We start from the raw sequence: 23004 nt of genomic DNA, 5'->3' as shown, positions 1-23004 counted from the left end.
GCTGAGGCGCAGACTACTCGGCGGCCGCGGCCACCGGCTCGTCGGCCGGAGCCTCCGGCTCGTCCCGCTCGATACCGGCCTCGGCCTCGGCGTCGGCCAGCTCGGCCTCGGCCTGCTCGGCGGTCTGCTGGGCGGTGACGTTCACGATCAGGGTGTCCGGCTCGATGGCCAGCGTGGTCCCGCTCGGCAGCTTGATGTCGGACGCGTGCAGCTGGGCGCCGACCTCGAGGCCCTCGATGGACAGCGTGACGCCGTCCGGGATGTGGGTCGCCTCGGCCTCGACCAGGATGCTCGGGTGCTCCAGCACGACCAGCGTCTCGCTGACGGCCTCGCCCTCGAGGTGAACGGCGATGTCCACCTGGACCTTCTCGCCGCGCTTCACGATGACCAGGTCGACGTGCTCGATGAAGCCCTTCAGCGGGTCACGCTGGACCTGCTTGGGCAGCGCGAGGTGGCTCTCGGCGCCCTCGACCTCGATCAGCAGCAGGGCGTTGGCGGTCTTCAGGGCCAGCATGGTGTCGTGACCGGGCAGCGTGATGTGCACCGGGTCACTGCCGTGGCCGTACAGGACTGCGGGAACCTTGTTGTCCCGGCGGATTCGGCGGGCAGCACCCTTGCCGAACTCCGTGCGCGATTCGGCTTGGATCTTGACCTCGGCCACGAGATGAACTCCTCAAGTGCGTTGCGGTGATCTGTTGTCTAGGTGGAACTCGGCTGCGGCCTCAGCGGGCGCTTTGTGACCCCGGAGAAGGCGTCAGGCAACGAACCACCGCGTCGATCACGGAGCCGCGCCCAACAGTTCTCGGGGGGCGTCCCTCGCCGAGGCAACCAAAACAGTCTACCCATCACTCCGCCCAGACAGGAAATCCGTTCTGCAGGGCACTTTGGCCCGCCCGTACGACGCTCTCAGGTGAGTTTGGTCCAGACCAGTCGGAGCGCGCGGGCGGCATCGCCTTCGAGGCCCGCGTCGTCCAGTGTCTCGGCCAGTTCGTCGAACTCCGGGCCCCAGCGCCACGCCACTCGGCGCAGTTGCTCGGGCAGCGACGGGTCCTGGAGCGAGCCTGCATCCCCTCGGACCTGTTGTGCGGTCAGGGCCTCGGTGACGCCGTACTTCTCGGCAAGCTGGAAGGCGAGGACCGCGAGGGCTGCCTTGCCCTTGTTGTAGAGCGCGTACGACGACTTGGCCGCGCTGGCCGCACCAGGCTGATCGCCGACCACCATGGGCGTGACCGCTGTCCCGGCCCACAAGCCGGCAGCCTGCTCGGCGGCTGTGCCGGACAGCATCAGGTGGGTCGGACTCGGCCCACCGGTCGGCGGCGGCCCGATCACCCCGGCGTCCACGAACGTCGCCTCGGAGACCGCCGCCTGCGCCTCCCGCAGCGATTTCGGCGACAACGGGTTCGCCTCGATGTACAGACCGTCGAACCCCGCCCGACCGACCTGTACGGCGATGTCCACGGCGCCCTGTGGTGCGCACGAGCACAACACCGCCTCGGCCTGCTCGACGGCCTCGGCGAACGGCGTACCGATCAGCCCCGCTTCCTCGGCTCGCGTCGTACTCTCCGGACTCCGGCCCTCCGGCACCCAGTGCACTTCGTGGCCCGCAGCAACCAGTTGCCCGGCCAGCTTCGAACCCATCGCACCCGGGTGGAACACAGCGATCCGCATGGAGCCATCCTCTGAGAAGCGGTCAGTGCTCCCCAAGATATGCCAGTACGGCGAGGACGCGGCGGTGTTGTTCGTCGTTGGTGAGGAGGCCGAGTTTGGACAGGATGCTGCCGACGTGGGTCTCCACGGTGCGTTCGGTCAGGAACAGGCGGCGTCCGATGCCGACGTTGGTGCAGCCCTCGGCCATCAGGGTGAGGACCTCACGTTCGCGCGGCGTCAGGGGCGCGAGCCGGTCGTCGGATCGCTGGCGGCCGAGCAGGCGGGTGACGACCTCGGGATCGAGCGCTGATCCACCGGCCGCGACCCGATCGAGCGCGTCCAGGAACTCGTCGACCGCGAGCACCCGATCCTTCAGCAGGTAGCCGAACCGGCCGGTCGCGACGAGTTCGACCGAGTGCCGGGTCTCGATGTGCTGGGACAGCAGCACGATGGCCAGCTCGGGATGCAGCATCCGGAGCCGGCGCGCCGCCCGGGCTCCGTCGTCGGTGTGATCGGGCGGCATCCGGATGTCGATCACCGCCAGGTCGGGTGCGGTCTGCGCGACCACGGTCATCAGGGTCGGCGCGTCCGGTGCGAGGCCGACGATCTCGTGCCCGGCGTCGGCCAGCAGCCGCGCCAGCCCTTCCCGGAACAACGCCGAGTCCTCCCCGATCACGATCCGCATCGTTCGCACCCGTTCACGATCCGCATCGTCCGCACCCGTTCACGATTCGCATGGGAGCACCGCCTCGACCGTCGTCCCCCGGCCCGCCGGGCTCCGCAGGTTCAGCGAACCACCGACGGCCGCCACCCGATCGAGCAATCCGCTCAACCCTGACCCCGGACGCGGCGCAGCTCCCCCACACCCGTCGTCCTCGATCAGCACCGTCACCTGTTCGGCCGACCGAGCCACCCGGACCGCGATCGACGTCGCGTTCGCGTACTTCGCCGCATTCGTCACCGCCTCGGCCGCCACGAAGTACGCCGTCGTGGCCAATTCCTCAGGCACATCCGACGGGATCTGCAGCCGGACCGGAATCGGCAGCGACTGCGTGATCGCGCTCAAGGCTGCATGCAGTCCATCGTCCAGACTCGCCGGCCGCAACCCGTGCGCGATCTGCCGCAACTCGGCGACGGCGGTCGCCAACTCCGCGACCCCCTGATCGAGCAGCCCGTCCACGTCGACCGTCCCGTCACCCAGGTGCCGCTGCGCCAACCGCATCGCCATCCCCAGCGAGACCAACCGCTGCTGCGCCCCGTCGTGCAGATCCCGCTCCAGCCGCCGCCGCTCCTCGTCACCCGCCTGCACCAGCCGCGCCCGGCTCGCCTCCACCTCCCGCAACGCCCCGGCCAACTCGGCCCTCAGCCGCGTCACCTCAACCAGACTGGCCGCCCCAGCCGCCACAGCCTTCAGTACGGCGGGACTGGTCGAAGCCGATCCGAGTACGCCGATCTGGGCACCACCCAGCATCACCGGCACCAGCTGCGGCCCGCCGACCGGCGTACCAGCGGCATCGACGAAGCCCGACGCACCAGGGATCAGCAGACCGACGCGAAGGCCCGGGTCACGCAGTGCGGTCCGCAGAGCGGATTGCAGCTCCTCTGGTTGGGCGTGCTCGGTGTGGATCCGGCGCTGCAGGTCCTCGATTGCCAGCAACGCCGCACGCCGCGGTGGGTAGAGCCGGCGATCCACCGAGCGCTGTAACCGGCTTCGCAGTGGCGAGAGGACCAGCGCGCAGACGGCTGTGGCGGCAGCAGCCACGACTGCGGAGTCGCGGCCGAGCACGAGCCCCAGTGACACGGCTGCGACCGCGTAGGTGCCCAGCAGGACGACCATGACGATGCCGTACGTGACGGTGTCGGCCAGCACGCGATCAACGTCGTACAGGTCGTGCCGGAGCATTGCCACTGCGACGGAGGCGGGGAGGGACACCAGCGCGACCAGTCCGAAGACAGTTGCCACGATGCCGGTGTCTCCGGTGATGACGATCTCGGCGAGGCACACCAGCGGGTAGAGCACGGCGGCCACTCCGGCCAGCGAGAGCCATTTGACCTGTTCGCGGACCTTGCCGGTCGACCGGCGGTACCGGATCACCACGGAGACAGCCGCGGCCAGACACAGAGCCAGGAAGGCGAAGAAGACGACTTCGCTCAGCACCCGGAGCGGCTGCGGCAGGGCGTCGTACGGGCGAGGGAGCTCTTCCAGCGGTGAGAGGAAGGGCGCTGTGGCGAACGCGCCGAAGGCCTGCTGCGCGGCGCAGAGCAGCAGCAACGCGGGTGGAACGGGTCGCCAGCGGGGGCTGATCAGTCGACCGTTCGGGAAGTACAGCAGCAACAGGCTGATCGCGGCGAGCAGCCACCAACCGCTCTCCTCGAGCCAGGCGACGACGCGGCTGTCCAGGGGCAGGCCGTCGGCGTTGTAGTAGACGTCGCGGGCGGTCAGGAAGACAGTGACCGCGCCGATCCAGCCGAGAAGCGCTCCGACCAAGGGTTCGCGCCTGCTGACCACGAGTCCGAGCAGGGCGACGGCGGTCCCGATCGTGGCGATGCCGACGAAGTTCCGGAGCGTGTGCGGGCCAGTGCGGTACGCGATCAGCAGCCAGGAACTCCCCGCGACCATCACCAGGACGAGCAGGAAGGTACCGAGCGCGACCCACCGCGGCCACCGCATGTCGTCAGAGTAAGGCCGCACCGTGCCCCACGACTCCGAGCCAGCACGGAGACCGCCTCCGTGTCCGCTCCGATGTGTCAGGCAACCCGCCCGGCGTTTCCTGAGGTCGTCAGCTCACCTCGCGGAGGATCACCATGACGACCCAGACTGCACCCAGCCCGACCGCCACCGATCCCGTGCTCCGGCGCCGGGTCGGAATCGTCGCCTTGCTACTCGCGCTCACCGCTGTGGCGGCGGTTCCGGGCGGCTTGCTCTGGCCGGAGCCGGCCGCGGGCGGCGAGACGTACGCCTACAGCGACATCCAGCCCGTCCGCGACCTGTGGTGGGGGCTGCTCGTGGTTCTCAGCGCCGCACTCGTGATCAACGTGCCCGCTCAGGCGCTGCTGACCACGCTCCTCGTCCGCCGCCGCGGCGCCGCGTGGGCGACCACAGGTGCCGTCGTGATGTGGATCGGCACCGCGCTGTACGCCGTCGGAGGCGCCGGCTGGGCCGCCGCCTACTACTTCGCCACCGCACCCGGCGTCGACCCGAGCGTGATCGACCGGATCAACGACGACCCCGCCCACCTGTTCGGCGTGATGATCCCCGGCGCCCTACTGGTTGCCCTAGGCACCGTCATCCAGGCGGTCGGCCTGTGGCGCTCGCACGCCGTCCCACGCTGGATCCCCCTGTTCTGGCTGACGATCGTGGCGACGTTCGTCGTCCCCGGCAACGGCATCGCCGGTCTCCTCACCGCTCTGCCGATGACAGCCGCCTCACTCGGTACGGCGTACTACGCCTGGCGCCAGGCCTGACGGTCAGCAGGCGGAACGCTACCCCTCGTCGTCGTGGGGTGCGAACCGTTGCCCAGGGGCCCGGCCGGGTGCAGCGTGGAGGGAATAGCGGATCTCTGGGGAGGGACTCCAATGAGCGAGAACGCAATGGGGCGCCGCCAGGCGCTGAGGGGTGCGGGCATCGCCGCGGGTGGTGTGGCGATCGCCGGACTGGCGACGGCCACGCCGGCCGCGGCGGACAGCGACAACGGATTGCTCGGCAGTTGGATGTGCCGCCGGCAGGACGACGGCTCGCCGGACACGGTACGGCTGGTGCTGAGCTTCGCCGCGGGTGGCGTGATCGTCTCCCACGACATCAGCCCGGCCGGACCACCGTTCACCGGGACCTGGTCGCGGCACGGCAAGTCGTTCCAGGCGACCTTCTGGACCGGGTTTCCCGGCGAGCAAGGACCGGGATCGACCGGGCCGACGGTCCGGGTACGACTCAGGGGCGTCCTGTCCCACGGCAAGATCTCGGCGACCTACCGGGTCACCGTGTTCGCGCCGAACAGCGAGACCGAGGTGCTCGAGACCGTGACCGGAAAGGTGAGCGGACGCCGGATCAGCGCCTGAATCGTCTGACCTGGTACGACGCCTGACGGTCAGGCGCGGCCCTCGAACAGGCTGGTCACCGAGCCGTCCTCGAAGACCTCGCGGATGGCCCGGCTGATCAGCGGCGCGATGGACAGCTCGGTCAGCTTGTCGAACCGGCGGTCCTCGGCGATCGGCAGCGTGTTGGTGACGATCACCTCGCTGGCCTGGCAGTTCTTCAGCCGGTCCACCGCCGGCCCGGACAGGATCGCGTGGGTCGCGGCGATCACCACACCGGCCGCACCGTCGGCGTACAGCGCGTCGGCGGCCTTGGTGATGGTGCCGGCGGTGTCGATCATGTCGTCGACCAGGATGCAGACCCGGTCCTTGACCTCACCGACGACCCGGTTCGCGACCATCTCGTTCGGCCGGTCGATGTCGCGGGTCTTGTGGATGAAGGCCAGCGGCGCGCCACTCAGCCGGGCCGACCACTGCTCGGCCACCTTGATCCGGCCGGCGTCCGGCGACACCACGGCCAGCTTCTGGTCGCCGTACTTCTTCTGCACGTACTCACTCAGGATCGGCAGCGCCATCAGGTGGTCCACCGGGCCGTCGAAGAAGCCCTGGATCTGCGAGGTGTGCAGATCGACGCAGATCAGCCGGTTCGCGCCGGCGGTCTTGAACAGGTCGGCCATCAGCCGGGCCGAGATCGGCTCCCGGCCGCGGTGCTTCTTGTCCTGCCGGGCGTACCCGTAGAACGGCAGCACCACGGTGATCCGCTTGGCCGACGCCCGCTTCAGCGCGTCGACCATGATCAGCTGCTCCATGATCCACTCGTTGATCGGCGAGGTGTGGCTCTGGATCACGAACGCGTCGCTGCCCCGGACCGACTCCTCGAACCGGACGTAGATCTCGCCGTTGGCGAAGTCGTACGCCGAGGTCGGGACCAGGCCGGCGCCGAGCTGCTCGGCGACCTCCTCGGCCAGACCGGGGTGAGCCCGGCCGGAGAACACCATCAGGTTCTTCTCGGTGGTTCGCTTCATCCCGCTCATGGCCGGCCTCCCGTTACGCCTTCTCGCCAGTGTCGCCCACAGCACCGTCGTCCGTCTCCGGTGCGGCCTGGGCCTCTTCCGCGGCCTTCGCGGTCTTGGTGCCGGCCCGCTTGCGGGCCACCCAGCCCTTGATGTTGCGCTGCCGGGCCCGCGCGACCGCGATCTCACCCGGGCCGACGTCCTCGGTCAGCGCCGTACCGGCGGCCAGATACGCGCCGTCCGCGATCGTCCGCGGCGCGACCAGTACCGAGTTGCTGCCGATGAACGAGTGCTTGCCGACGTGCGTCGGGTGCTTCGCGACCCCGTCGTAGTTGGCGAAGATGGTGCCGGCGCCGATGTTCGCGCCGTCGCCGATCGTCGCGTCACCGGCGTACGTCAGGTGCGGCACCTTGGCGCCGTCGCCGATGCTGGTGTTCTTGGTCTCGACGAACGTCCCGATCTTGCCTTTGACGCCGACCTTGGTCCCGGGACGCAGGTAGGCGAACGGGCCGACGGACGCCTGCGGGCCGATCACCGACTGCGAGCCGTGCGCCCGGATGATCGTGGCCTGGGCGCCGACCTGTACGTCGGTCAGCGTGGTGTCCGGGCCGATCGTGGCTCCCTCGTCGACCGTGGTCGCGCCGTGGAGCTGGGTGTTCGGCAGCAGGGTGACGTCGCGGGCCAGCTGGACCGTCTGGTCCACCCACGTCGTGTTCGGGTCGACGATCGTGACCCCGGCGCGCATCAGCTTGTCGAGGGTCCGGCGGTTCAGCTCGGCCCGGAGCGTGGCCAGCTGGACGCGGTCATTGACGCCCTCGGTCTGCATCGCGTCGTCGGTCACGTACCCGCCGACCCGCTTGCCGTCCTGCCGGGCGATCGCCAGCACGTCGGTCAGGTAGAGCTCGCCCTGCGCGTTGTCGGTGGTGATCCGGCTCAGGCCGTCGCGCAGCGTGGCCGCGTCGAACACGTAGATCCCGGCGTTGATCTCGTCGATCTTCCGCTGCTCCGGCGACGCGTCCTTGTGCTCGACGATCCCGGCGACCGTGCCGTCGTCGCCCGGGATGATCCGTCCGTACCCGGTCGGGTCGGGCACCCGCGCGGTCAGCACGGTCACCGCGTTGCCCTGCTTGTCGTGCGCGGCGGCCAATTCCTGCAGGGTCTCGGCCTCGAGCAGCGGTACGTCGCCCGACGTCACCACGACCGAGCCGTCGAAGTCGTTCGGTACGGCGGTGAGCCCGGCCCGCACGGCGTCACCGGTGCCCAACTGCTGCTCCTGGACGGCGGTCTTCACCTCGGGGTCGACGGCGGCGAGATGCGCCTCGACCAGCTCGCGGCCGTTGCCGACCACGACCACCAGATGCTCCGGGGCGAGTGCACGGGCGGTGACCACGGCGTGCCCGACGAGACTGCGCCCGCCGATCTCGTGCAACACCTTCGGGGTCGCAGATTTCATCCGGGTTCCCAGACCGGCGGCCATGATCACGACCGCCGCGGGACGATGGGAAGTCACGCGGTCTTCTCCTCGAGTTCCCTGCGAGTTGGTGGAACAAGTATCTGCACAGGCACTCGCGGTGTTCACCGTCTGGGGTGCCCGCGCAAGCCTACTTGCTCCCCCACCCACTCCCCGAACCCGCCCGCACCTCCCACGTGACCGGTCTCACTCCCCGGCCCCGGGTAGCTGCCTGTCGTCCCGCAGTGAACGTTCCGGACGTAGACCGTCCGGAACCTGTTCTACCGTCGCTGTCTGAGGGTCTTGACGGCTGCAATCCTGGACGCGTCAGAGTCCGGCCTATCAGGCAAGGAGCTTTCATGAGTTTGTCGCTCGGAGCGATCGTGTTGAACGTCCCGGACATCCACGGCTCGGCGCCCTTCTGGAGCGAGGCCCTTGGGTACGACGCCCGCCCGGACAACCCTGCGTTCCTCGGGCCCCGGAACGGCGCGGGCACCCGGCTGCACCTCGACGAGACCGACCGCACCCACCTTGACCTCTGGGTCGACCGCAGCACCTCCACCCTGGAAGCCGAGGTCGACCGACTCATCGCCCTCGGCGCTCAGCGAGTCGAGTGGAAGTACCCGCCGGACGCCGACTTCGTCGTCCTCGCCGCCCCCGACGGCACCCTCTTCTGCATCATCGAGTGAACAGCCGTGTCGAGGGCCCCAGACCCGTGGATTTGCCAGGATGGCGGCGTGACGGAGAAGCGGCTGGAGGTTCTCAAGCGGGTGGCCGAACTGGTGCCCGATGCGGCTGGCGAGGATTGTGTGCGCGTGGCTGTCGACGGCGTCGACAGCTCGGGCAAGACCGTCTTCGCCGATGAGCTCGCCGCTGTCCTCCGCAGCCTCGGCAGATACGTCGTACGCGTATCGGTGGACGACTTCCACAACGTCCGCAGTACCAGATACCGCCGCGGCCGGCTGTCACCCGAGGGGTTCTGGCTGGACTCCTTCAACTACGACCGCCTCCGCGCCGATGTCCTCGCGCCGCTAGGACCAGGCGGCTCACGTCGATATCGCTCGGCAGCCCACGACCTCACCACCGACGAGATCCTCGACCCAGCCCAGGAGGTCGCTCCGCCCGGCGCAGTCCTGGTCGCCGACGGCCTCTTCCTCCACCGCGACGAACTCGCCGGCTCCTGGGGGTTCTCGATCTTCCTGGACGTCCCCTTCGAGGTGACCGCGCCCCGGATGGCAGAGCGCGACGGCACCAGTCCCGACCCCAACCACCCGACCATGCAGCGGTACGTCGGCGCCCAACAGCTGTACTTCGCCGCGTGCACTCCCCACCAGCGCGCCACCCTCCTCGTAGACAACACCACCTTCGCCACGCCACACCTGGTCCGAGTCCCAGACTGATCGGCGCCGCTGGAGATGTCGGCGGCGGCTGGGATGCTCGGGGCATGGGTGACGGGGCGCTGGTCGACGTCGGGGACGTCACGTTGTTCTGCGGGAGCTCGGGGAGCGCAGTGACCAGCCGTCGTTGGTGGTGATGCACGGCGGGCCGGACGTCGGCCACGGCTATCTGGTGCCCGGGTTCGAACCGCTGGCTCGCGACCACCACGTCGTGCTGTTCGACTTCCGGGGCTGCGGCCGGAGCAGCCGCGGTCTTCCCGACGACGCTCTTCAGCCGGAGTACGTCGTACAGGACACGGATCGGCTGATCGACAAGCTGGGGCTCGGACAGGTGGACTTGCTCGGCTTCTCCACCGGCGGCCGCGCCGCGACGCAGTTCGTGGACAAGCATCCTGAGCAGGTACGACGGTTGGTCCTCGCGTCCACCTCGGCCTACAGCAGCGCGGACAACGAGCGCTATCTGGCGAACTGGGACGAGTATCAGCGGCGTCGTCGTGCGGAGGAGGCCGCCGACTGGAGCATGCGGAACTCCACCATCTTCGTGTGGGACTTGGACCGCGCACCGGCGTACCTGGAACTGCTGGAGAGTCTCGGCTCCGACCTCGGCGACTGGAGCGAGGAGCGCGCCATCAACGGCACGATGCACCCGTGGTGCCCCGGCGACCCCGAACGCATCCTGCGCGACTCCGGGAAACCCATCCTCATCCTCCACGGCGAGAAGGACATGGGCTTCCCCGTCCAGCTGGCCCACCGCCTGCACACCGCAGTCCCCGGCAGCCGGCTTCGCCTGATCCCCGAGGCCGCCCACATGTGTCACTTCGAGAACCCGGAGCTCTGGTCCGGCCATATCCGCCAGTTCCTCCGAAGCCGTCCGGAAGATCAGTAGGGTCCTGGACGTGAGCATTCGCATCGAAGTACTCGATCAGGTCACCGACGAGGTAACTGATGCCTTCCGCCGGCTGCTGCCGCAGTTGTCCCGATCGGCTCAACCACTCACCGAGGACGCGCTACGCCAACTGGTCTCCTGCGAGACCAACACTGTCTTGGTAGCGCGTGGACCAAGCGCGATCGTGGGCACGTTGACCCTGGTGATGTTCCCGGTCCCCACCGGCCTGCGCGCCCGGATCGAAGATGTCGTCGTAGACGAAAGCGCACGCGGCCAAGGCGTCGGCGCAGCCCTCACGGAGGAAGCCCTCCGACTGGCCCGCCAGGCCAACGCCCGCACCGTAGACCTGACCTCCCGCCCAGACCGCACCGCCGCCAACCACCTCTACCAACGCCTGGGCTTCCAAGCCCGAAACTCCCAGGTCTACCGCTTCACCCTCGAGTGACCCCCGAGGTCAGGAATCCGGTTCGTGCGCTGCGGGCGTCGAGCCGCGGCGGGGTAGGCTGAGTTGGGCGGCGAGCACACCGGCCGCGGCGACCAGGGTCCAGAGCAACCATGGGCCGATCGCGTACAGGGCGCCGCCAACGAGTGGTCCGATGCCGGTGCCGGTCGTGTACGCGGCGAAGTACAAACCCTGGTAGCGCCCGACCATCCGCGGCGGAGTCAGACCTCCCAGGTAGGCGTTGGCGACGGAGCTGGACATCATTTCGCCGAGGGTCCAGATCAGCACCGTCGCCGCCAGCAGCACCATGTCGGTCATGAGCCCGGTCAGCGCGAGACCGGCACCGATGAGCAGGTTGCCGACGGCCAGTACGTACTCCAGCCGAAACCGCGAGACCACGCCGGTGATGGGCAACTCCAGCACCAACACCACCAGACCGTTGAGCCCGATGAGAAGACCGAAGTCGCGCGCGCTCAAACCCACGTCGTTGACGTGCAGGGGAAGGCCGACGGTGCACTGGATGTAGACGAACTCGGCGACCAGGGTCATCACCAGGAATCGCACCAGCATGCGGTCGGAGAGTGCCTGCCGGTACCCGACCGCCTGGTCCGCCTGCTCGCCCGCGTCGCCCTGGTCGGACCGCGGCTGTGGCGCGTCCCGCAGCAGCACCGCCACGACCACGCCGAACAGCAGGCACGCGGCGGCATTGCCCAGGAAGAGCTCCACATAGGAGGTGCTGGCCAGCACGCCGCCGATGACGCCGCCCAGGGCAGCGCCGATGTTCATCGCGAACCGGAACACCCCGAAGGCGGCGAGCCGTTGCTGGCTGGTCGACACGGAGTCGAGCAGAACGGCGGCCGCGGCCGGCCGGTAGATCTGCGACGTGACGCCGATCAGACCGACCACCGCGACGAGGACCGGGAACGGTTCGACGTACGGCACCATCGCCGTCAGTCCGGCGGTGGGCACGGCGGACACCACGATGGTCCATCGCCGGCCGATCCGGTCGGTGAGGTAGCCACCGACGGCGTTGCCGAGCACGTTGGCCAGACCGGACACGCCCAGCACGAACCCCGCGGCGCCGGCGGAATAGCCGCGCCCGGTCAGGTAGAGCACGATGAACACGGGCAGGAAGTTGCCGACCCGGTTCACCATGATGCCGAGACTGATGAACCACACCCGCGGGGGCAGGCTGCGCAGCGCGTCGCGGAAGCGCGGCCCGTCGACGCCCGTCCGGTCCGGCGGCGCGGCGCTCACGCGACGGGCTCGGTGCGTACGTGGATCGCCGCGGCCAGCCGCTTGCCGTGGGCGATCGCTTCGGCGGCGGTGGCGCCGCGAGCGATGACGTGACCGACCTTGTCCTCGTTCCAGGTCAACGGTGGTACGACGTCGCCCGGCCCCACCTCCAACTGGAGGTCGACGTACGCCGGATCCGCGCGCACGACGTCCACGCCGGTCACCTCCACGACCCGTCCGGGCTCCGGCGTGAGGAACCGGATGGCCGCTCCGCCCCGAGGCTCGGGCGCCGCGGTCAGGGGCTCCACGACGCCGAACCGGGCGCCCAACGCGTAACGCTCCATGTCGACGCCGTAGGCGATCTCGGCCAGGTCGTTGATCCGGTCACCGCCGACGCGGTTGTGCGACTCGATGATCCGCGGGCCACGCGAGGTCAGCTTGACCTCGGTGTGCCCTGGACCGTTGCGCAACCCCACCGCGTCGAGGAAGTCCGCCACCAACTGCGTGACTTCGCGCAGCGTCTCGGCCGAGACGCCGCTGGGCTGCGAATGCCCGATCTCGACGAAACCGGAACCGCCGATCTCCTTGTCGGTCACCGCGATGACCACATGCCGGCCGTCGAAGCTCAGGGTCTCGACACTGATCTCCGGGCCGTCCAGGAACTCCTCCATGAGGAACTCCTCGAAGGAGTCGGCCGAGGACAGGTCCCCGGTGGCCCAATGCCCGTCGTCAAGAGATCGGAATTGTTCGGCGACCGCGTCCACGTCGGCCCGGTCGCGGATACGGAACACCCCCAGGCTGCCCGATTCGCGGATCGGCTTGACGATGATCGGCAGCCCGTGCGCCTCAACGAACTCCCGAACGTCCTTCGCCGAACGGCCGACCGCAGAGGCCACCGGGCTGATCCCCTTCTCGGCCAAGTGCCGCCGCATCCGCCACTTGTCGAGCAGCAACTCCACCGTCTCGACGGACTCGCCACCGAGCCCGAGCGCCTCGTTGATCCGCGCCGCCGGCAACAGCCCGAGCTCGAACAACGACACGGCTGCCTGGAACGGATACGCCTCGTGCAACGCCCGGACCACCGGCAGCAGCCGGTCGATGTCGCCGTAGTCGAGCAGCAATGCCTGGTCGACGTACGGCCAATGGCCGCGGTCATACTCGTCCGGGTACTGAGCATGAACCACGTCCAGCCCGAGCTCCCGGGCCTTCCGCACATGCTTCAGCTTGCCGCCGACAACCAGAACGCGAGGCCGTCCGGTAGCGCGCGCGCTGTAGCCAACCTCTGCCATCTCGGCGTCGGTGAACATCTACTTCCTCCTGGTTTGGGGCGGCGTCTGTCGACCCCCGAATCTGCCCACCTGAGGAGCCCCACACATCGGGACTCCTCCCTATCCCTGCTTCCCAGAGCCTCCCTAAGGCCCCCAACCGCGCCATAGGTAACTCCCCGCCGCCACGCGGTCGCCGAGCGCGGTCTCGCATCAGCCCCGCCCTGAGTGAGCACATGCGACGAGAGGAGCGACCTCGGACGCAGCGACTTCAAGAGCGCCCGTAGCGCCGCGTGGGAAACAACGCCGTCACACGATCCACTCAACAGACCACATGCGAGCGACACCACGAGGCAGTCACCGCGCGGCAGCGCCAACCCAGGGCGACAGCCCGCAAACACCCGCGCGGCAGCGCCACCACAGGGCGACAGCCTCGCAACACCCCGCGCGACAGCGTCAGGAGCGCGCAACAGCACGCACCGCGTCGGGCGGGCGGGAGCGGCGGCGAGCACGCGACGAGGGAGAGCGCGTAGCGCCGCGTGGGTAGGACCCGCGGGACGACAAGGTCCACGGGTCCTGCAAAGAGCTCCCCCGCCTGGTTTCGATCCAGGTCTTCGAGATTCAAAGTCTCGCGGGCTGCCGAGTACCCCACGGGGGATCGTGGTCGCCGGGACAGTTTGCCACGAGTGGGGCGCACAACACGCTGAGGGGTTCCTTACCTACGCCTCCGTAGGTTACGGTAGCGTAGGTAAGCAGTCCTCCAGCCGAGGGAAACACGCCAATGACTCCACCCGCCGTAGCCGCACCGGAGGCGCCCGCCCGCGTCCAGGCCGATGAGCTCGACGTCGACACCGGAACGCTCGGGGGTGAGCTGAAGCGCCCGTGGGAACAGGTGGCGCTGGCGCTGTTCATCGGGATCCCATTCCTGGCCGTGCTGGCCGCCGTACCGATCGCCTGGGGCGGGTTCCTGGGCTGGCGTGACATCGTGATCGCGGTGGTGTTCTACACGATCGCCGGCCACGGCATCTCGATCGGTTTCCACCGGCTGTTCACGCACAAGTCGTTCAAGCCGAACCGGCCGATGAAGTACGCGCTGGCCATCGCCGGCTCGCTGGCGATCGAGGGTCCGGTGATCCGCTGGGTCGCCGACCACCGCAAGCACCACAAGTTCTCCGACCGCGACGGCGACCCGCACAGCCCGTGGAAGTACGGCACCAGCCTGGGCGCGCTGACCAAGGGTTTCCTGCACGCGCACATCGGCTGGCTGTTCGACACCGAGCAGACCCCGCAGCGGCAGTACGCGCCGGATCTGCTGAAGGACAAGGACATCATCAAGGTGTCCCGGATGTTCCCGCTGCTGGTGACGATCTCGCTGCTCGCGCCGGCCGTCATCGGCGGGCTCTGGTCGTGGTCGATCGAGGGCGCGCTGACTGCGTTCTTCTGGGCCAGCCTGGTCCGGATCGCGCTGCTGCACCACGTCACCTGGTCGATCAACTCGATCTGCCACACCATCGGCGACCGGCCGTTCAAGAGCCGGGACAAGTCGGGCAACGTGTGGTGGCTGGCGATCCTGAGCCAGGGCGAGTCGTGGCACAACCTGCACCACTCGGACCCGACCTGCGCGCGACACGGTGTCCTCCGGGGCCAACTCGACACGTCGGCCCGCTGCATCTGGTTCTTCGAGAAGATGGGCTGGGTCAGCGACGTTCGCTGGCCGGTGCGCGAGCGCCTGGAGGCCCGCCGGGTCGATGCGAACGCCAAAACCCCCCTGAAAGCGGCGGCCTGAGGCATCACCTGTACTAAATCGCCCACCGGCAACACCCGAGTACGGCATGATGCTGACGTGATCTCGACGTGACGGAACCCAAACCGCGGCGGACCGGCCGGATCCGGATGACGAGTGCCGAACGTCGCGAGCAACTCATCACCATCGCCCGCGGCCTGTTCGCCCAGAAGGGGTACGAGGCGACATCGGTCGAGGAGATCGCGGCACGCGCCGAGGTCTCCAAGCCGGTCGTGTACGAACACTTCGGCGGCAAGGAAGGCCTGTACGCCGTCGTCGTGGACCGCGAGGTCCGTGCCCTGCTCGACGGTGTCACCGGGGCACTGACCGCCGGCCGCGCGCACGAACTGGTCGAGCAGGCGGCGCTCGCGCTGCTGGACTACATCGAGAACAACTCCGACGGCTTCCGCATCCTGGTGCGCGACTCGCCGGTCGGGTCGTCGAGCGGTTCGTTCATCTCGATCCTCAGCGATGTCGGCACCCGGGTCGAGCACATCCTGGCCGAGGAGTTCAAGCGCCGCGGCCTGGACCCGAAGAACGCGCCGATGTACGCGCAGATGCTGGTCGGCATGGTCGCGCTCACCGGGCAGTGGTGGCTGGACGCCCGCAAGCCGAAGAAGCCGGACGTCGCCGCCCATCTGGTCAACCTCGCTTGGAACGGCCTCTCCGGCCTCGAGGCCAAGCCGACGCTGTCCACTCGCCCACACAAGTAGCTTCCAGTACGACGGCTCCGCGAAGCCGATCACCCCGCTCCGGACAGCTGATCACCGCACTCCGGATAGGCGATAACCCCACTCCGGATAAGTGATCACCAGACTCCGGTAGTACGCGACATCCACCCGTGGCATGACCTCCGCGTCTGCGGATCCCCGTACCCTGGCCCGCATGACGGGGATCCTCACCGCCCGGCCCGTGCCTGCCCGCAGCAAGGCGTTCGACCTGCTGCTCGCCGGCGGTCTCTGCATGGTCTTCGGGCTCCTGTCCATCGCGCAGGCCGGGTTCGTGGGGGTCCTGGGCTTCGGCATGCTCGTCCCGCTGATCTGGCGCCGCACCCATCCGGAGCTCGTCCTCCTCGGCGTCTCCGCGGTCGCCACGCTCCAGTGGCTCGGCGGCGCCGACCTGATGCCGGCCAACGTCGGCCTGCTGGTCGCCCTCTACACGATCTCCGTGTACGGCGCCGTCCGCTACAGCCGCATCGCCCTGGCGATCGGCGGCCTCGGCGTCCTGATGGCGGTCTCGCGCTACTGGTCGAACTCGGACTGGCGCCAGCAGGTCACCATGATGGTTGCCCTGGGCGCGGTGGTCTTCGGCGTCTGGGCGTTCGGCGAACGGCGTCGGACCAGCCGCCTGTACGTCGCCCAACTCGAGGAGCGCGCCGCCCAACTCGAGCGGGACCGCGACCGCGAGGCCAAGCTGGCCGTGTCCAACGAGCGGACCCGGATCGCCCGCGAGATCCACGACGTGGTCGCGCACGGACTGTCGATCATGATCGTCCAGGCCGACGGCGGTCTGTACGCCGCGGACCAGTCACCCGAGCAGGCGAAGAAGGCGCTGGCGACGATCGGCGACACCGGCCGCGCCTCGCTGACAGAGATGCGCAAGATGCTCGGTCTGCTCAAACAGGACGAACAGAACGGGCTCGACCCGAACCAGCCACGCCCCCAGCCCGGGGTCTCGAGCCTGCCCGAGCTGATCGACAACGTCCGCGACGCCGGGCTCACCGTCGACTACCAGGTGACCGGCGAGCCGCGCGATCTGCCCGCGCTGCTCGGCCTGACGGCGTACCGGATCGTGCAGGAGGGTCTGACCAACACGCTGAAACACGCCGGGCCGGGAGCGCGGACCTCCGTCCAGCTGGACTTCGGGCGCGAGATGCTGACCGTGGCGGTCACCGACGACGGCCGGGGTGGCGGGGTCGCGCCGAGTTCGGATCCGGGTCACGGCCTGGTCGGGATGCGGCAGCGCGCCTCGATCTCGGGCGGTACGGTGAGCGCCGGACCGAAGGCGGGCGGCGGTTACGAGGTGATCGCCAAGCTCCCGTACCACCTGCAACTTGGAGGACAGACGTGAACGAGCGCAGCGAGTGAACAATAGGCACAGCAGCATTCTCGGTCACACCGGAACCGAGCGAAGCGAGGTGGAGGTGTGAGCGAGACCGACGTGATCAGAGTCTTCCTGGTGGATGACCAGGAGCTGGTCAGGGCCGGATTCACGATGCTGGTGGACTCCCAGCCGGACATGCGCGTCGTCGGCCAGGCCGGTGACGGCGGTGAGGCGATCGAGAAGATCCAGGTCACCGCCTGCGACGTCGTCCTGATGGACGTCCGGATGCCGCGGCTGGACGGGGTGGAGGCCACCCGCCGGCTGCAGTCGTTGCCGCAGGCACCGAAGGTGATCGTGCTGACCACCTTCGACCTGGACGAGTACGCCTTCGCCGCGATCAAGGCGGGTGCGGCCGGCTTCCTGCTCAAGAACACGCCGCCGGCCGACCTGCTGTCGGCGATCCGGCAGGTGTACTCCGGTGATGCCGTCGTCTCCCCGAGTACGACGAAGCGCCTGCTGGAGCATTTCGCCGGAGCACTGCCCGACGCCGAGGTGGAGCGCCCGGACCTGGCCGAGCTGACCGCCCGCGAACGCGAGGTCCTGGTCGAGGTCGCCCGCGGCCTGTCGAACACCGAGATCGCCCAGCTCTTCACGTTGTCCGAGGCAACGGTCAAGACCCATATCGGCCGCATCCTGGCCAAGACCGGCCTGCGCGACCGGGTCGCCCTCGTGGTCCTCGGCTACGAAACGGGCTTGGTGCGACCGACCAAGTAATACTGAGATACGCGGTCGGAACGGGGGATTTGCAAACAACCAACTGCGTGGGACTGAGTTCGCCAACTAGTTTTGACGACGATGAGGCTATACCATCCAGCCTGATGAGAACCGGATCCTACTCTCGCTAACGGGGGCGCCGATATGAAGAAGCCGACCTTCAACGACCTGTACTTCGGTCTGGCCTCGGCAGAGGCGGAGGTCGCACGGAATCCGGAACGCTTTCTGCGAACCTACTACGATCGCTGGAACCTGGCCGCGTCGATTCAGTCCCAGGAGTTCTTCCTAGTCATTGGACCCAAGGGATCGGGTAAGAGCGCAGTCAGTGAATACATTCGCCTGAGCCTGCGTAAGAAGCACGGCGAGCATGCGGTGTTCTACCGAACTCTCAATCTGGACGAAGTCAGTCCGGGCATGAACCCCCTCAGCTCTATGCGAACCAAAGACGTAACCGCGCAGGGCGCCGCGTTGACTGATTCTGCCTGGCGCCTGTTCCTTTGCCTACAGATCCTGGATCTCTTGAGTCAGGACCATGGCTGTTCATTGTCATCGGACCATCAAGTGCTCAAGCTGATTGACGATCTCCGCCGGGCGGATCTGCTCGGACAGGACTTCCCGTCGATCTTCAAGAGAGTACGCGAAAACAAGACGACAATCAGCTTGAAAGGCATCATCAGTCACGAGCGTTCATCTCGGGATTCCGATGAGATATCTGCTGCACACCTCGGTGAGGCGCTGCTGCGGCTCATCGTCAATGCCCGATCGAGCAGTCATTTCCTGCTCTCGATTGATGGCCTGGATCGCATCATCAGCGAGAACGAGGCCTACTGGCTTACACTGGCCGCACTCCTCCGAGTTGGCGACGAGCTATTCCGGCGGCTTCTCCCAGCCGAAATCGACATCCGACTTCTGGTCATGTGCCGAAGCGACGTGTTCCGGCGGATCCGATTCGCGGATGCCGACAAGATCGCTGCGGACTCGTCGATCTTCGTCGACTGGGGCGCCGAGCAGACAATACCGGCCGACAGTCCGCTGTGGGACTATCTAGCCAGTAAAGCTGAAATTTCTGCCGATCAACTGCTTGCTTTCTTTCCTGAGAACATCACCGTGGGCCAGCGGTCTCAACGACCCCGTCCGATCCCATCGGCGGAGTATCTCATCCAGTCGACTCGATCCACGCCCCGGGAGATGACGGGCCTGATGCGCAGGATCCAGGAAGAAGTTCCACCGAGAGGATACGTAACGCCGGAACGGGTCCGGAACGCCGTCGATACCTTCGCTACCCGAGATCTACTGTCGATCGTCACTGCCGAAGCGACCGGGATACTCCATGAGCATCTACAGGACCACCTTGCCGATATCCTGCCCTCCTTGCCAGCTGCGTCGAATCTAACCGAAAGCTCCATGGTCGAGGCGGTCACGGCGGTCGGATTGAATGCGAGCTTGACCCCGGAGCTGACCCAGTTCATGTTCATGGCAGGACTCTTGGGCAACTACGACCCACGCACCGGCTATGTCCAGTTTTATCACCGCCGGAACACGTACAAGTTCAAGCGTCAGGGCCCATGGCAGCTGCATCGCGGCCTGATGTACGCCTTCAACATCCCCTTCAGCTAGGTCTCACGGGTTCCATTTCGCCTGGCTCCGGGGCTTGCTCGCCAATCGACCGAGAGCGTCGACAGCCTGTTGTACTACTCAGGTCGTACTGAGGTCGCGACCTGGGTCCGACGAGATGTCCCGGCGGAATCACTAACTTCTTGACCAACGACAGTCCGTTGAGTTGAGGAGTGACATGAGTTTGCAGACCGGTGACCTTGCGGTGGGGCGGCTGCCGCAGGACGGGGTGCCGCGGACGGCGATCCGGGCGCACGAGCTGCGCAAGGTGTACGGGCAGGGTGACACCGCGGTGGCCGCGCTCGACGGCGTGTCGGTCGACTTCGGGGTCGGCCGGTTCACCGCGATCATGGGGCCGTCCGGTTCGGGCAAGTCGACGCTGATGCACTGCCTCGCGGGCCTGGACACCCCGACCAGCGGGCAGGTGCTGCTCGGCGAGACCGAGCTCACCCAGCTCCCCGACGCCGAGCTGACCAGGATCCGCCGGGACCGGGTCGGCTTCGTGTTCCAGTCCTTCAACCTGCTCCCGATGCTGTCCGCGAAGGACAACATCCTGCTTCCGCTCGAGCTCGGCAACCGCAAGCCCGACCAGCAGTGGTTCGCGACGCTGATCGACGTACTCGGGCTGCAGGACCGGCTCACGCACCGGCCGTCGGAGTTGTCCGGTGGTCAGCAGCAGCGGGTCGCGGTGGCGCGCGCGCTGGTCGGCCGGCCCGAGGTCGTGTTCGCGGACGAGCCGACCGGCAACCTGGACTCCCGGTCCGGCGCGGAGGTGCTCGGCTTCCTGCGCCGTTCGGTCCGCGAGTTCGGCCAGACGGTCGTCATGGTCACCCACGATCCGCTGGCCGCGTCGTACGCCGACCGCGTCGTGATGCTTGCCGACGGCAAGCTTGCCGGCGAGCTGCTCGAGCCGACCCCGGAGACCGTGCTCGACGCCCTGCGGCAGCTGGGGGCCTGAGGTGCGACGCTCCATCCTGTCCTCGCTGCGCGCCCACCTGGGCCGCCTGATCGCTGCCTGTCTCGCGATCGTGCTCGGGGTCGGTTTCGGCACCCTGGCACTCACTGCGCACTCGTCCGCGTCCAACGGCATCGACGAGACGATCGGCGCGCAGTACCGCGGTGTCGACACCGTCGTCTACCCGGAGAACGCGCAGATCACGGCGGCCGACGTCGCCAAGCTGGAGAAGCTGCCCCAGGCCGACTCGGTCGTCACCCTCACCTACGCCTACCTGACGGCCGCGTTCCCTGACCTGGTCCGGCCGGAAAGCCTCCCGGTCGACGCGCTCTACGACACCACCCGGATCGCCGGCCCCGGTACGTCGTCCGGCCGGTTGCCCACCGCAACAAACGAGATCGCACTGCCGGCCAAACTGGCCGCCAAGCACCAGGTCTCGCTCGGCCAGACGCTGCGCGTCAACGCGTACACCGGCAAGTCCTGGAACCTCACGGTGGTCGGTCTCCTCGACGACTCGAAGGTCGTCGGACCGGCGTCGGCCGTGGCAACTCTGGCCGCCGTGAAGACCCTCGAACCGGACGCCTTCATCCGGGCGGTCGGGATCGCCGCGAAGCCCGGTGTCGACCAGGAGACCCTGGCTGCCGCCGCACAGGCCGTCGTCTCCAAGGACCTGAAGGCCTTCACCGGCGAAGCCTGGATCGACCACGAGGTGAAGAGCTACACCAACGGCATCGACGTACTCGGTGGTGTGTTGGGCATGTTCGCGGTGATCGCGTTGTTCGTCGCCTGCCTGGTGATCGGCAACACCTTCACCATCGTGATCGCCCAGCGCACCCGTGAGATGGCGTTGCTGCGCTGCGTCGGCGCGTCGCGCAAGCAGGTGTTCTCGTCAGTCCTGGCAGAGGCGTCGGTGGTCGGGGTGGTCGCGTCGGCGATCGGCGTCGTCTTCGGGGTCGCGTTGTCCGCGCTCGCGCTCGCGCTGGCCCGCGAGTTCGACTGGGGTCTTCCGCCGGTGTCGCTGCACCTGGATCTGTGGTCGCTGCTCGTGCCGCTCGCGCTGGGTACTGCGGCCACCATCGCGGCCGCGGTCGTACCGGCTCGTCGGGCGACCAAGGTGGCTCCGCTGGTCGCACTGCGGCCGGAGGCTGCTCCGGCCGCGGCGTCGAAGGCCGGCGTGGTGCGACTGGTTCTCGGGTTCCTGTTGCTGGCCGGTGGTGGACTGCTGCTGGCCACCGGTGCGTCGTCGCATCAGGTTCTCATCGGAGTCGCGGGCGGTGTGCTCTCGTTCATCGGCGTACTGGCGATCGGCTCGCTGCTGGTGCCGGCGTTGATCAGGTTGCTCGGTGCACTGCCGGCGCGTGGTGGCGGAGTCCCGGCGCGGATCGCCGTCGCGAACGCGGTCCGGAACCCGAAGCGTACGGCGGCCACCACGTCGGCACTGTTGATCGGTGTGACGCTGATCAGCCTCACCTGCGTCGGAATCGCGTCGGTGCGCAAGACCTTCGACGTGTCGATGGACGGGCAGTACCCGGTCGACATCATGGTCGCCACCTACAACGAGAAGATGCCGGCCGGCGCCGAACAGCAACTGCGCGACATCAAGGGCATCACCCAGGTCGTCCCGGTCAGCAAGGTGACGGTGAAGACCGGCGGCCAGGAGTTGCCGGTGACCGGGATCGACCAGGCCGCGGCCGGCTCCGTCATCCACAACCCGCCACTGGCCGCCCAACTGAAGCCGGGTACCGCGCTCCTGGACCCGCAGACGATGAGCATGCTCGACCTCGCAGAGGGCGGCCGGCTCACCGTCGTGGCGGGCGCGCGGAAGCTGACACTGACGGCACACCGAGCGATCGGGCTGGATCCGGTCACGATCACCTCGACGGACCTTCGCACGTTGTCCGCCACGGCTCCGACCACCGGATTCTGGCTGGCCTCGGATCCGAAGGCGGACGGCTCGGACGTGATCGACGCGGTGGAGCAGTCCATCCCGACCGTCAAGGACCTGACGGTCAGCGGCGGGCTGCCCGAGCGGAGCACCTACACCCAGATCTTCGACGTTCTGCTGATCATCGGTGTCGGACTGCTCGGGGTGTCGGTGCTCATCGCGCTCGTCGGGGTCGGCAACACGCTCAGCCTGTCGGTGCTCGAACGGACCCGGGAGAACGCGTTGCTGCGGGCGATGGGGCTGACCCGCCGCCAGTTGCGCAGCATGCTCGCGGTCGAATCGTTGCTGATGGCACTTGTTGCCGCCGGCCTCGGGATCGCGCTCGGCCTGATCTACGGCTGGACCGGCACCAGCGCGTTGATGGGCGGCCAGACGGCCGACGGCAGCGTCGAGTACGCCGTACCCGTGAGCCTGCTGGTGGCGATCGCCGCGGTGGCAGCCGTGGCCGGCCTGCTGGCCTCGGTGCTCCCGGCTCGGCGGGCGGCCAAGGTGGCGCCCGCCGGAGCCTTGGCGACCGAGTAG

At 68.2% G+C, this 23004-nt stretch carries 21 protein-coding genes; 13 read left to right on the top strand and 8 right to left on the bottom strand.

The features are described 5' to 3' along the window. Positions 1 to 13: 13 nt before the first annotated feature. From ACGFIF_RS31825 to ACGFIF_RS31810, 4 genes are all read right to left on the bottom strand, one after another. On the bottom strand, positions 14 to 661 hold the full coding sequence (locus ACGFIF_RS31825; RefSeq protein ID WP_393159669.1) for a 50S ribosomal protein L25/general stress protein Ctc: 648 nt from the start codon (positions 659 to 661) through the stop codon (positions 14 to 16). A 245-nt stretch (positions 662 to 906) separates the two neighbouring features. Continuing rightward, positions 907 to 1668 (bottom strand): NAD(P)-binding domain-containing protein, encoded by a 762-nt coding sequence (locus tag ACGFIF_RS31820; protein ID WP_393159667.1) that lies wholly within the window; start codon positions 1666 to 1668, stop codon positions 907 to 909. 22 nt (positions 1669 to 1690) lie between these two features. Further along, positions 1691 to 2332 (bottom strand): LuxR C-terminal-related transcriptional regulator, encoded by a 642-nt coding sequence (locus ACGFIF_RS31815; RefSeq protein ID WP_393159665.1) that lies wholly within the window; start codon positions 2330 to 2332, stop codon positions 1691 to 1693. A 39-nt stretch (positions 2333 to 2371) separates the two neighbouring features. Further along, positions 2372 to 4318 carry a histidine kinase gene (locus ACGFIF_RS31810; protein WP_393159664.1) on the bottom strand — a complete coding sequence of 649 codons (1947 nt, stop codon included), beginning with the start codon at positions 4316 to 4318 and terminating at the stop codon, positions 2372 to 2374. A 134-nt stretch (positions 4319 to 4452) separates the two neighbouring features. Here ACGFIF_RS31810 and ACGFIF_RS31805 point away from each other — a divergent pair, with 134 nt between their 5' ends. Then, positions 4453 to 5112, top strand: a complete 660-nt coding sequence (locus ACGFIF_RS31805; protein ID WP_393159662.1) for a hypothetical protein — start codon at positions 4453 to 4455, stop codon at positions 5110 to 5112. 111 nt (positions 5113 to 5223) lie between these two features. Then, positions 5224 to 5703 (top strand): hypothetical protein, encoded by a 480-nt coding sequence (locus tag ACGFIF_RS31800; RefSeq protein WP_393159660.1) that lies wholly within the window; start codon positions 5224 to 5226, stop codon positions 5701 to 5703. A gap of 29 nt (positions 5704 to 5732) precedes the next feature. Here the strand turns inward: ACGFIF_RS31800 and ACGFIF_RS31795 are convergent, their stop codons facing one another. Together ACGFIF_RS31795 and glmU are read right to left on the bottom strand one after the other, a co-directional pair. Continuing rightward, positions 5733 to 6713, bottom strand: coding sequence for a ribose-phosphate diphosphokinase (locus tag ACGFIF_RS31795; RefSeq protein WP_393159658.1), 981 nt, complete (start codon positions 6711 to 6713; stop codon positions 5733 to 5735). 13 nt (positions 6714 to 6726) lie between these two features. Continuing rightward, complete coding sequence (gene glmU / locus ACGFIF_RS31790) at positions 6727 to 8145, bottom strand: bifunctional UDP-N-acetylglucosamine diphosphorylase/glucosamine-1-phosphate N-acetyltransferase GlmU (RefSeq protein WP_393159657.1); 1419 nt, start codon at positions 8143 to 8145, stop codon at positions 6727 to 6729. A gap of 356 nt (positions 8146 to 8501) precedes the next feature. Between glmU and ACGFIF_RS31785 the strand changes: the two genes are divergently transcribed. The 4 genes from ACGFIF_RS31785 to ACGFIF_RS31770 all read left to right on the top strand — a co-directional run bounded on the left by ACGFIF_RS31785 (position 8502) and on the right by ACGFIF_RS31770 (position 10870). After that, positions 8502 to 8831 (top strand): VOC family protein, encoded by a 330-nt coding sequence (locus tag ACGFIF_RS31785; RefSeq protein WP_393159656.1) that lies wholly within the window; start codon positions 8502 to 8504, stop codon positions 8829 to 8831. Between the two features lie 48 nt (positions 8832 to 8879). After that, entirely contained in the window at positions 8880 to 9542 is a 663-nt protein-coding gene (locus tag ACGFIF_RS31780; RefSeq protein WP_393159654.1) for a uridine kinase, read from the top strand. 127 nt (positions 9543 to 9669) lie between these two features. After that, on the top strand, positions 9670 to 10425 hold the full coding sequence (locus ACGFIF_RS31775; protein ID WP_393159652.1) for an alpha/beta fold hydrolase: 756 nt from the start codon (positions 9670 to 9672) through the stop codon (positions 10423 to 10425). 10 nt (positions 10426 to 10435) lie between these two features. Continuing rightward, positions 10436 to 10870 (top strand): GNAT family N-acetyltransferase, encoded by a 435-nt coding sequence (locus ACGFIF_RS31770; RefSeq protein WP_393159651.1) that lies wholly within the window; start codon positions 10436 to 10438, stop codon positions 10868 to 10870. A 9-nt stretch (positions 10871 to 10879) separates the two neighbouring features. Here ACGFIF_RS31770 and ACGFIF_RS31765 read toward each other — a convergent pair whose 3' ends face one another. Beyond that, complete coding sequence (locus ACGFIF_RS31765; protein ID WP_393159650.1) at positions 10880 to 12124, bottom strand: MDR family MFS transporter; 1245 nt, start codon at positions 12122 to 12124, stop codon at positions 10880 to 10882. Beyond that, the gene (locus ACGFIF_RS31760) at positions 12121 to 13410 is read right to left on the bottom strand and encodes an ATP-grasp domain-containing protein (RefSeq protein WP_393159648.1); all 1290 of its coding nucleotides are present in this window, start codon (positions 13408 to 13410) and stop codon (positions 12121 to 12123) included. The genes ACGFIF_RS31765 and ACGFIF_RS31760 overlap by 4 nt, the downstream gene beginning before the upstream one ends. Positions 13411 to 14149: 739 nt before the next feature. Between ACGFIF_RS31760 and ACGFIF_RS31755 the strand changes: the two genes are divergently transcribed. From ACGFIF_RS31755 to ACGFIF_RS31725, 7 genes are all read left to right on the top strand, one after another. Continuing rightward, positions 14150 to 15154: an acyl-CoA desaturase gene (locus ACGFIF_RS31755; RefSeq protein ID WP_393159646.1), complete on the top strand. Its 1005-nt coding sequence runs from the start codon at positions 14150 to 14152 to the stop codon at positions 15152 to 15154. 68 nt (positions 15155 to 15222) lie between these two features. After that, complete coding sequence (locus ACGFIF_RS31750) at positions 15223 to 15864, top strand: TetR/AcrR family transcriptional regulator (RefSeq protein WP_393159644.1); 642 nt, start codon at positions 15223 to 15225, stop codon at positions 15862 to 15864. Between the two features lie 172 nt (positions 15865 to 16036). Then, complete coding sequence (locus ACGFIF_RS31745) at positions 16037 to 17221, top strand: sensor histidine kinase (protein ID WP_393159642.1); 1185 nt, start codon at positions 16037 to 16039, stop codon at positions 17219 to 17221. Positions 17222 to 17296: 75 nt separating this feature from the next. After that, on the top strand, positions 17297 to 17968 hold the full coding sequence (locus ACGFIF_RS31740; protein ID WP_393159641.1) for a response regulator transcription factor: 672 nt from the start codon (positions 17297 to 17299) through the stop codon (positions 17966 to 17968). Positions 17969 to 18112: 144 nt separating this feature from the next. Next, positions 18113 to 19585 (top strand): P-loop ATPase, Sll1717 family, encoded by a 1473-nt coding sequence (locus ACGFIF_RS31735; RefSeq protein WP_393159640.1) that lies wholly within the window; start codon positions 18113 to 18115, stop codon positions 19583 to 19585. 175 nt (positions 19586 to 19760) lie between these two features. Further along, complete coding sequence (locus ACGFIF_RS31730; protein WP_393159639.1) at positions 19761 to 20540, top strand: ABC transporter ATP-binding protein; 780 nt, start codon at positions 19761 to 19763, stop codon at positions 20538 to 20540. Position 20541: 1 nt separating this feature from the next. Continuing rightward, on the top strand, positions 20542 to 23004 hold the full coding sequence (locus tag ACGFIF_RS31725) for an ABC transporter permease (RefSeq protein WP_393159638.1): 2463 nt from the start codon (positions 20542 to 20544) through the stop codon (positions 23002 to 23004).

It is taken from the genome of Kribbella sp. NPDC049174, from assembly GCF_043197365.1.
Classification (GTDB): domain Bacteria; phylum Actinomycetota; class Actinomycetes; order Propionibacteriales; family Kribbellaceae; genus Kribbella.
The sequence above is the reverse complement of the archived record's forward strand: the minus strand, read 5'-3'. Positions and strand labels throughout refer to the sequence as shown.

What these genes read in the sequence shown, in the direction of transcription:
- ACGFIF_RS31805 (WP_393159662.1), top strand. Translation starts at nt 4,453, where the DNA reads ATGACGACCCAGACTGCACCCAGCCCGACCGCCACCGATCCCGTGCTC.
- ACGFIF_RS31785 (WP_393159656.1), top strand. Translation starts at nt 8,502, where the DNA reads ATGAGTTTGTCGCTCGGAGCGATCGTGTTGAACGTCCCGGACATCCAC.
- ACGFIF_RS31760 (WP_393159648.1), bottom strand. Translation starts at nt 13,410, where the DNA reads ATGTTCACCGACGCCGAGATGGCAGAGGTTGGCTACAGCGCGCGCGCT.
- ACGFIF_RS31815 (WP_393159665.1), bottom strand. Translation starts at nt 2,332, where the DNA reads ATGCGGATCGTGATCGGGGAGGACTCGGCGTTGTTCCGGGAAGGGCTG.
- ACGFIF_RS31755 (WP_393159646.1), top strand. Translation starts at nt 14,150, where the DNA reads ATGACTCCACCCGCCGTAGCCGCACCGGAGGCGCCCGCCCGCGTCCAG.
- ACGFIF_RS31820 (WP_393159667.1), bottom strand. Translation starts at nt 1,668, where the DNA reads ATGCGGATCGCTGTGTTCCACCCGGGTGCGATGGGTTCGAAGCTGGCC.
- glmU (WP_393159657.1), bottom strand. Translation starts at nt 8,145, where the DNA reads ATGAAATCTGCGACCCCGAAGGTGTTGCACGAGATCGGCGGGCGCAGT.
- ACGFIF_RS31810 (WP_393159664.1), bottom strand. Translation starts at nt 4,318, where the DNA reads ATGCGGTGGCCGCGGTGGGTCGCGCTCGGTACCTTCCTGCTCGTCCTG.
- ACGFIF_RS31730 (WP_393159639.1), top strand. Translation starts at nt 19,761, where the DNA reads ATGAGTTTGCAGACCGGTGACCTTGCGGTGGGGCGGCTGCCGCAGGAC.
- ACGFIF_RS31745 (WP_393159642.1), top strand. Translation starts at nt 16,037, where the DNA reads ATGACGGGGATCCTCACCGCCCGGCCCGTGCCTGCCCGCAGCAAGGCG.
- ACGFIF_RS31735 (WP_393159640.1), top strand. Translation starts at nt 18,113, where the DNA reads ATGAAGAAGCCGACCTTCAACGACCTGTACTTCGGTCTGGCCTCGGCA.
- ACGFIF_RS31800 (WP_393159660.1), top strand. Translation starts at nt 5,224, where the DNA reads ATGAGCGAGAACGCAATGGGGCGCCGCCAGGCGCTGAGGGGTGCGGGC.
- ACGFIF_RS31795 (WP_393159658.1), bottom strand. Translation starts at nt 6,713, where the DNA reads ATGAGCGGGATGAAGCGAACCACCGAGAAGAACCTGATGGTGTTCTCC.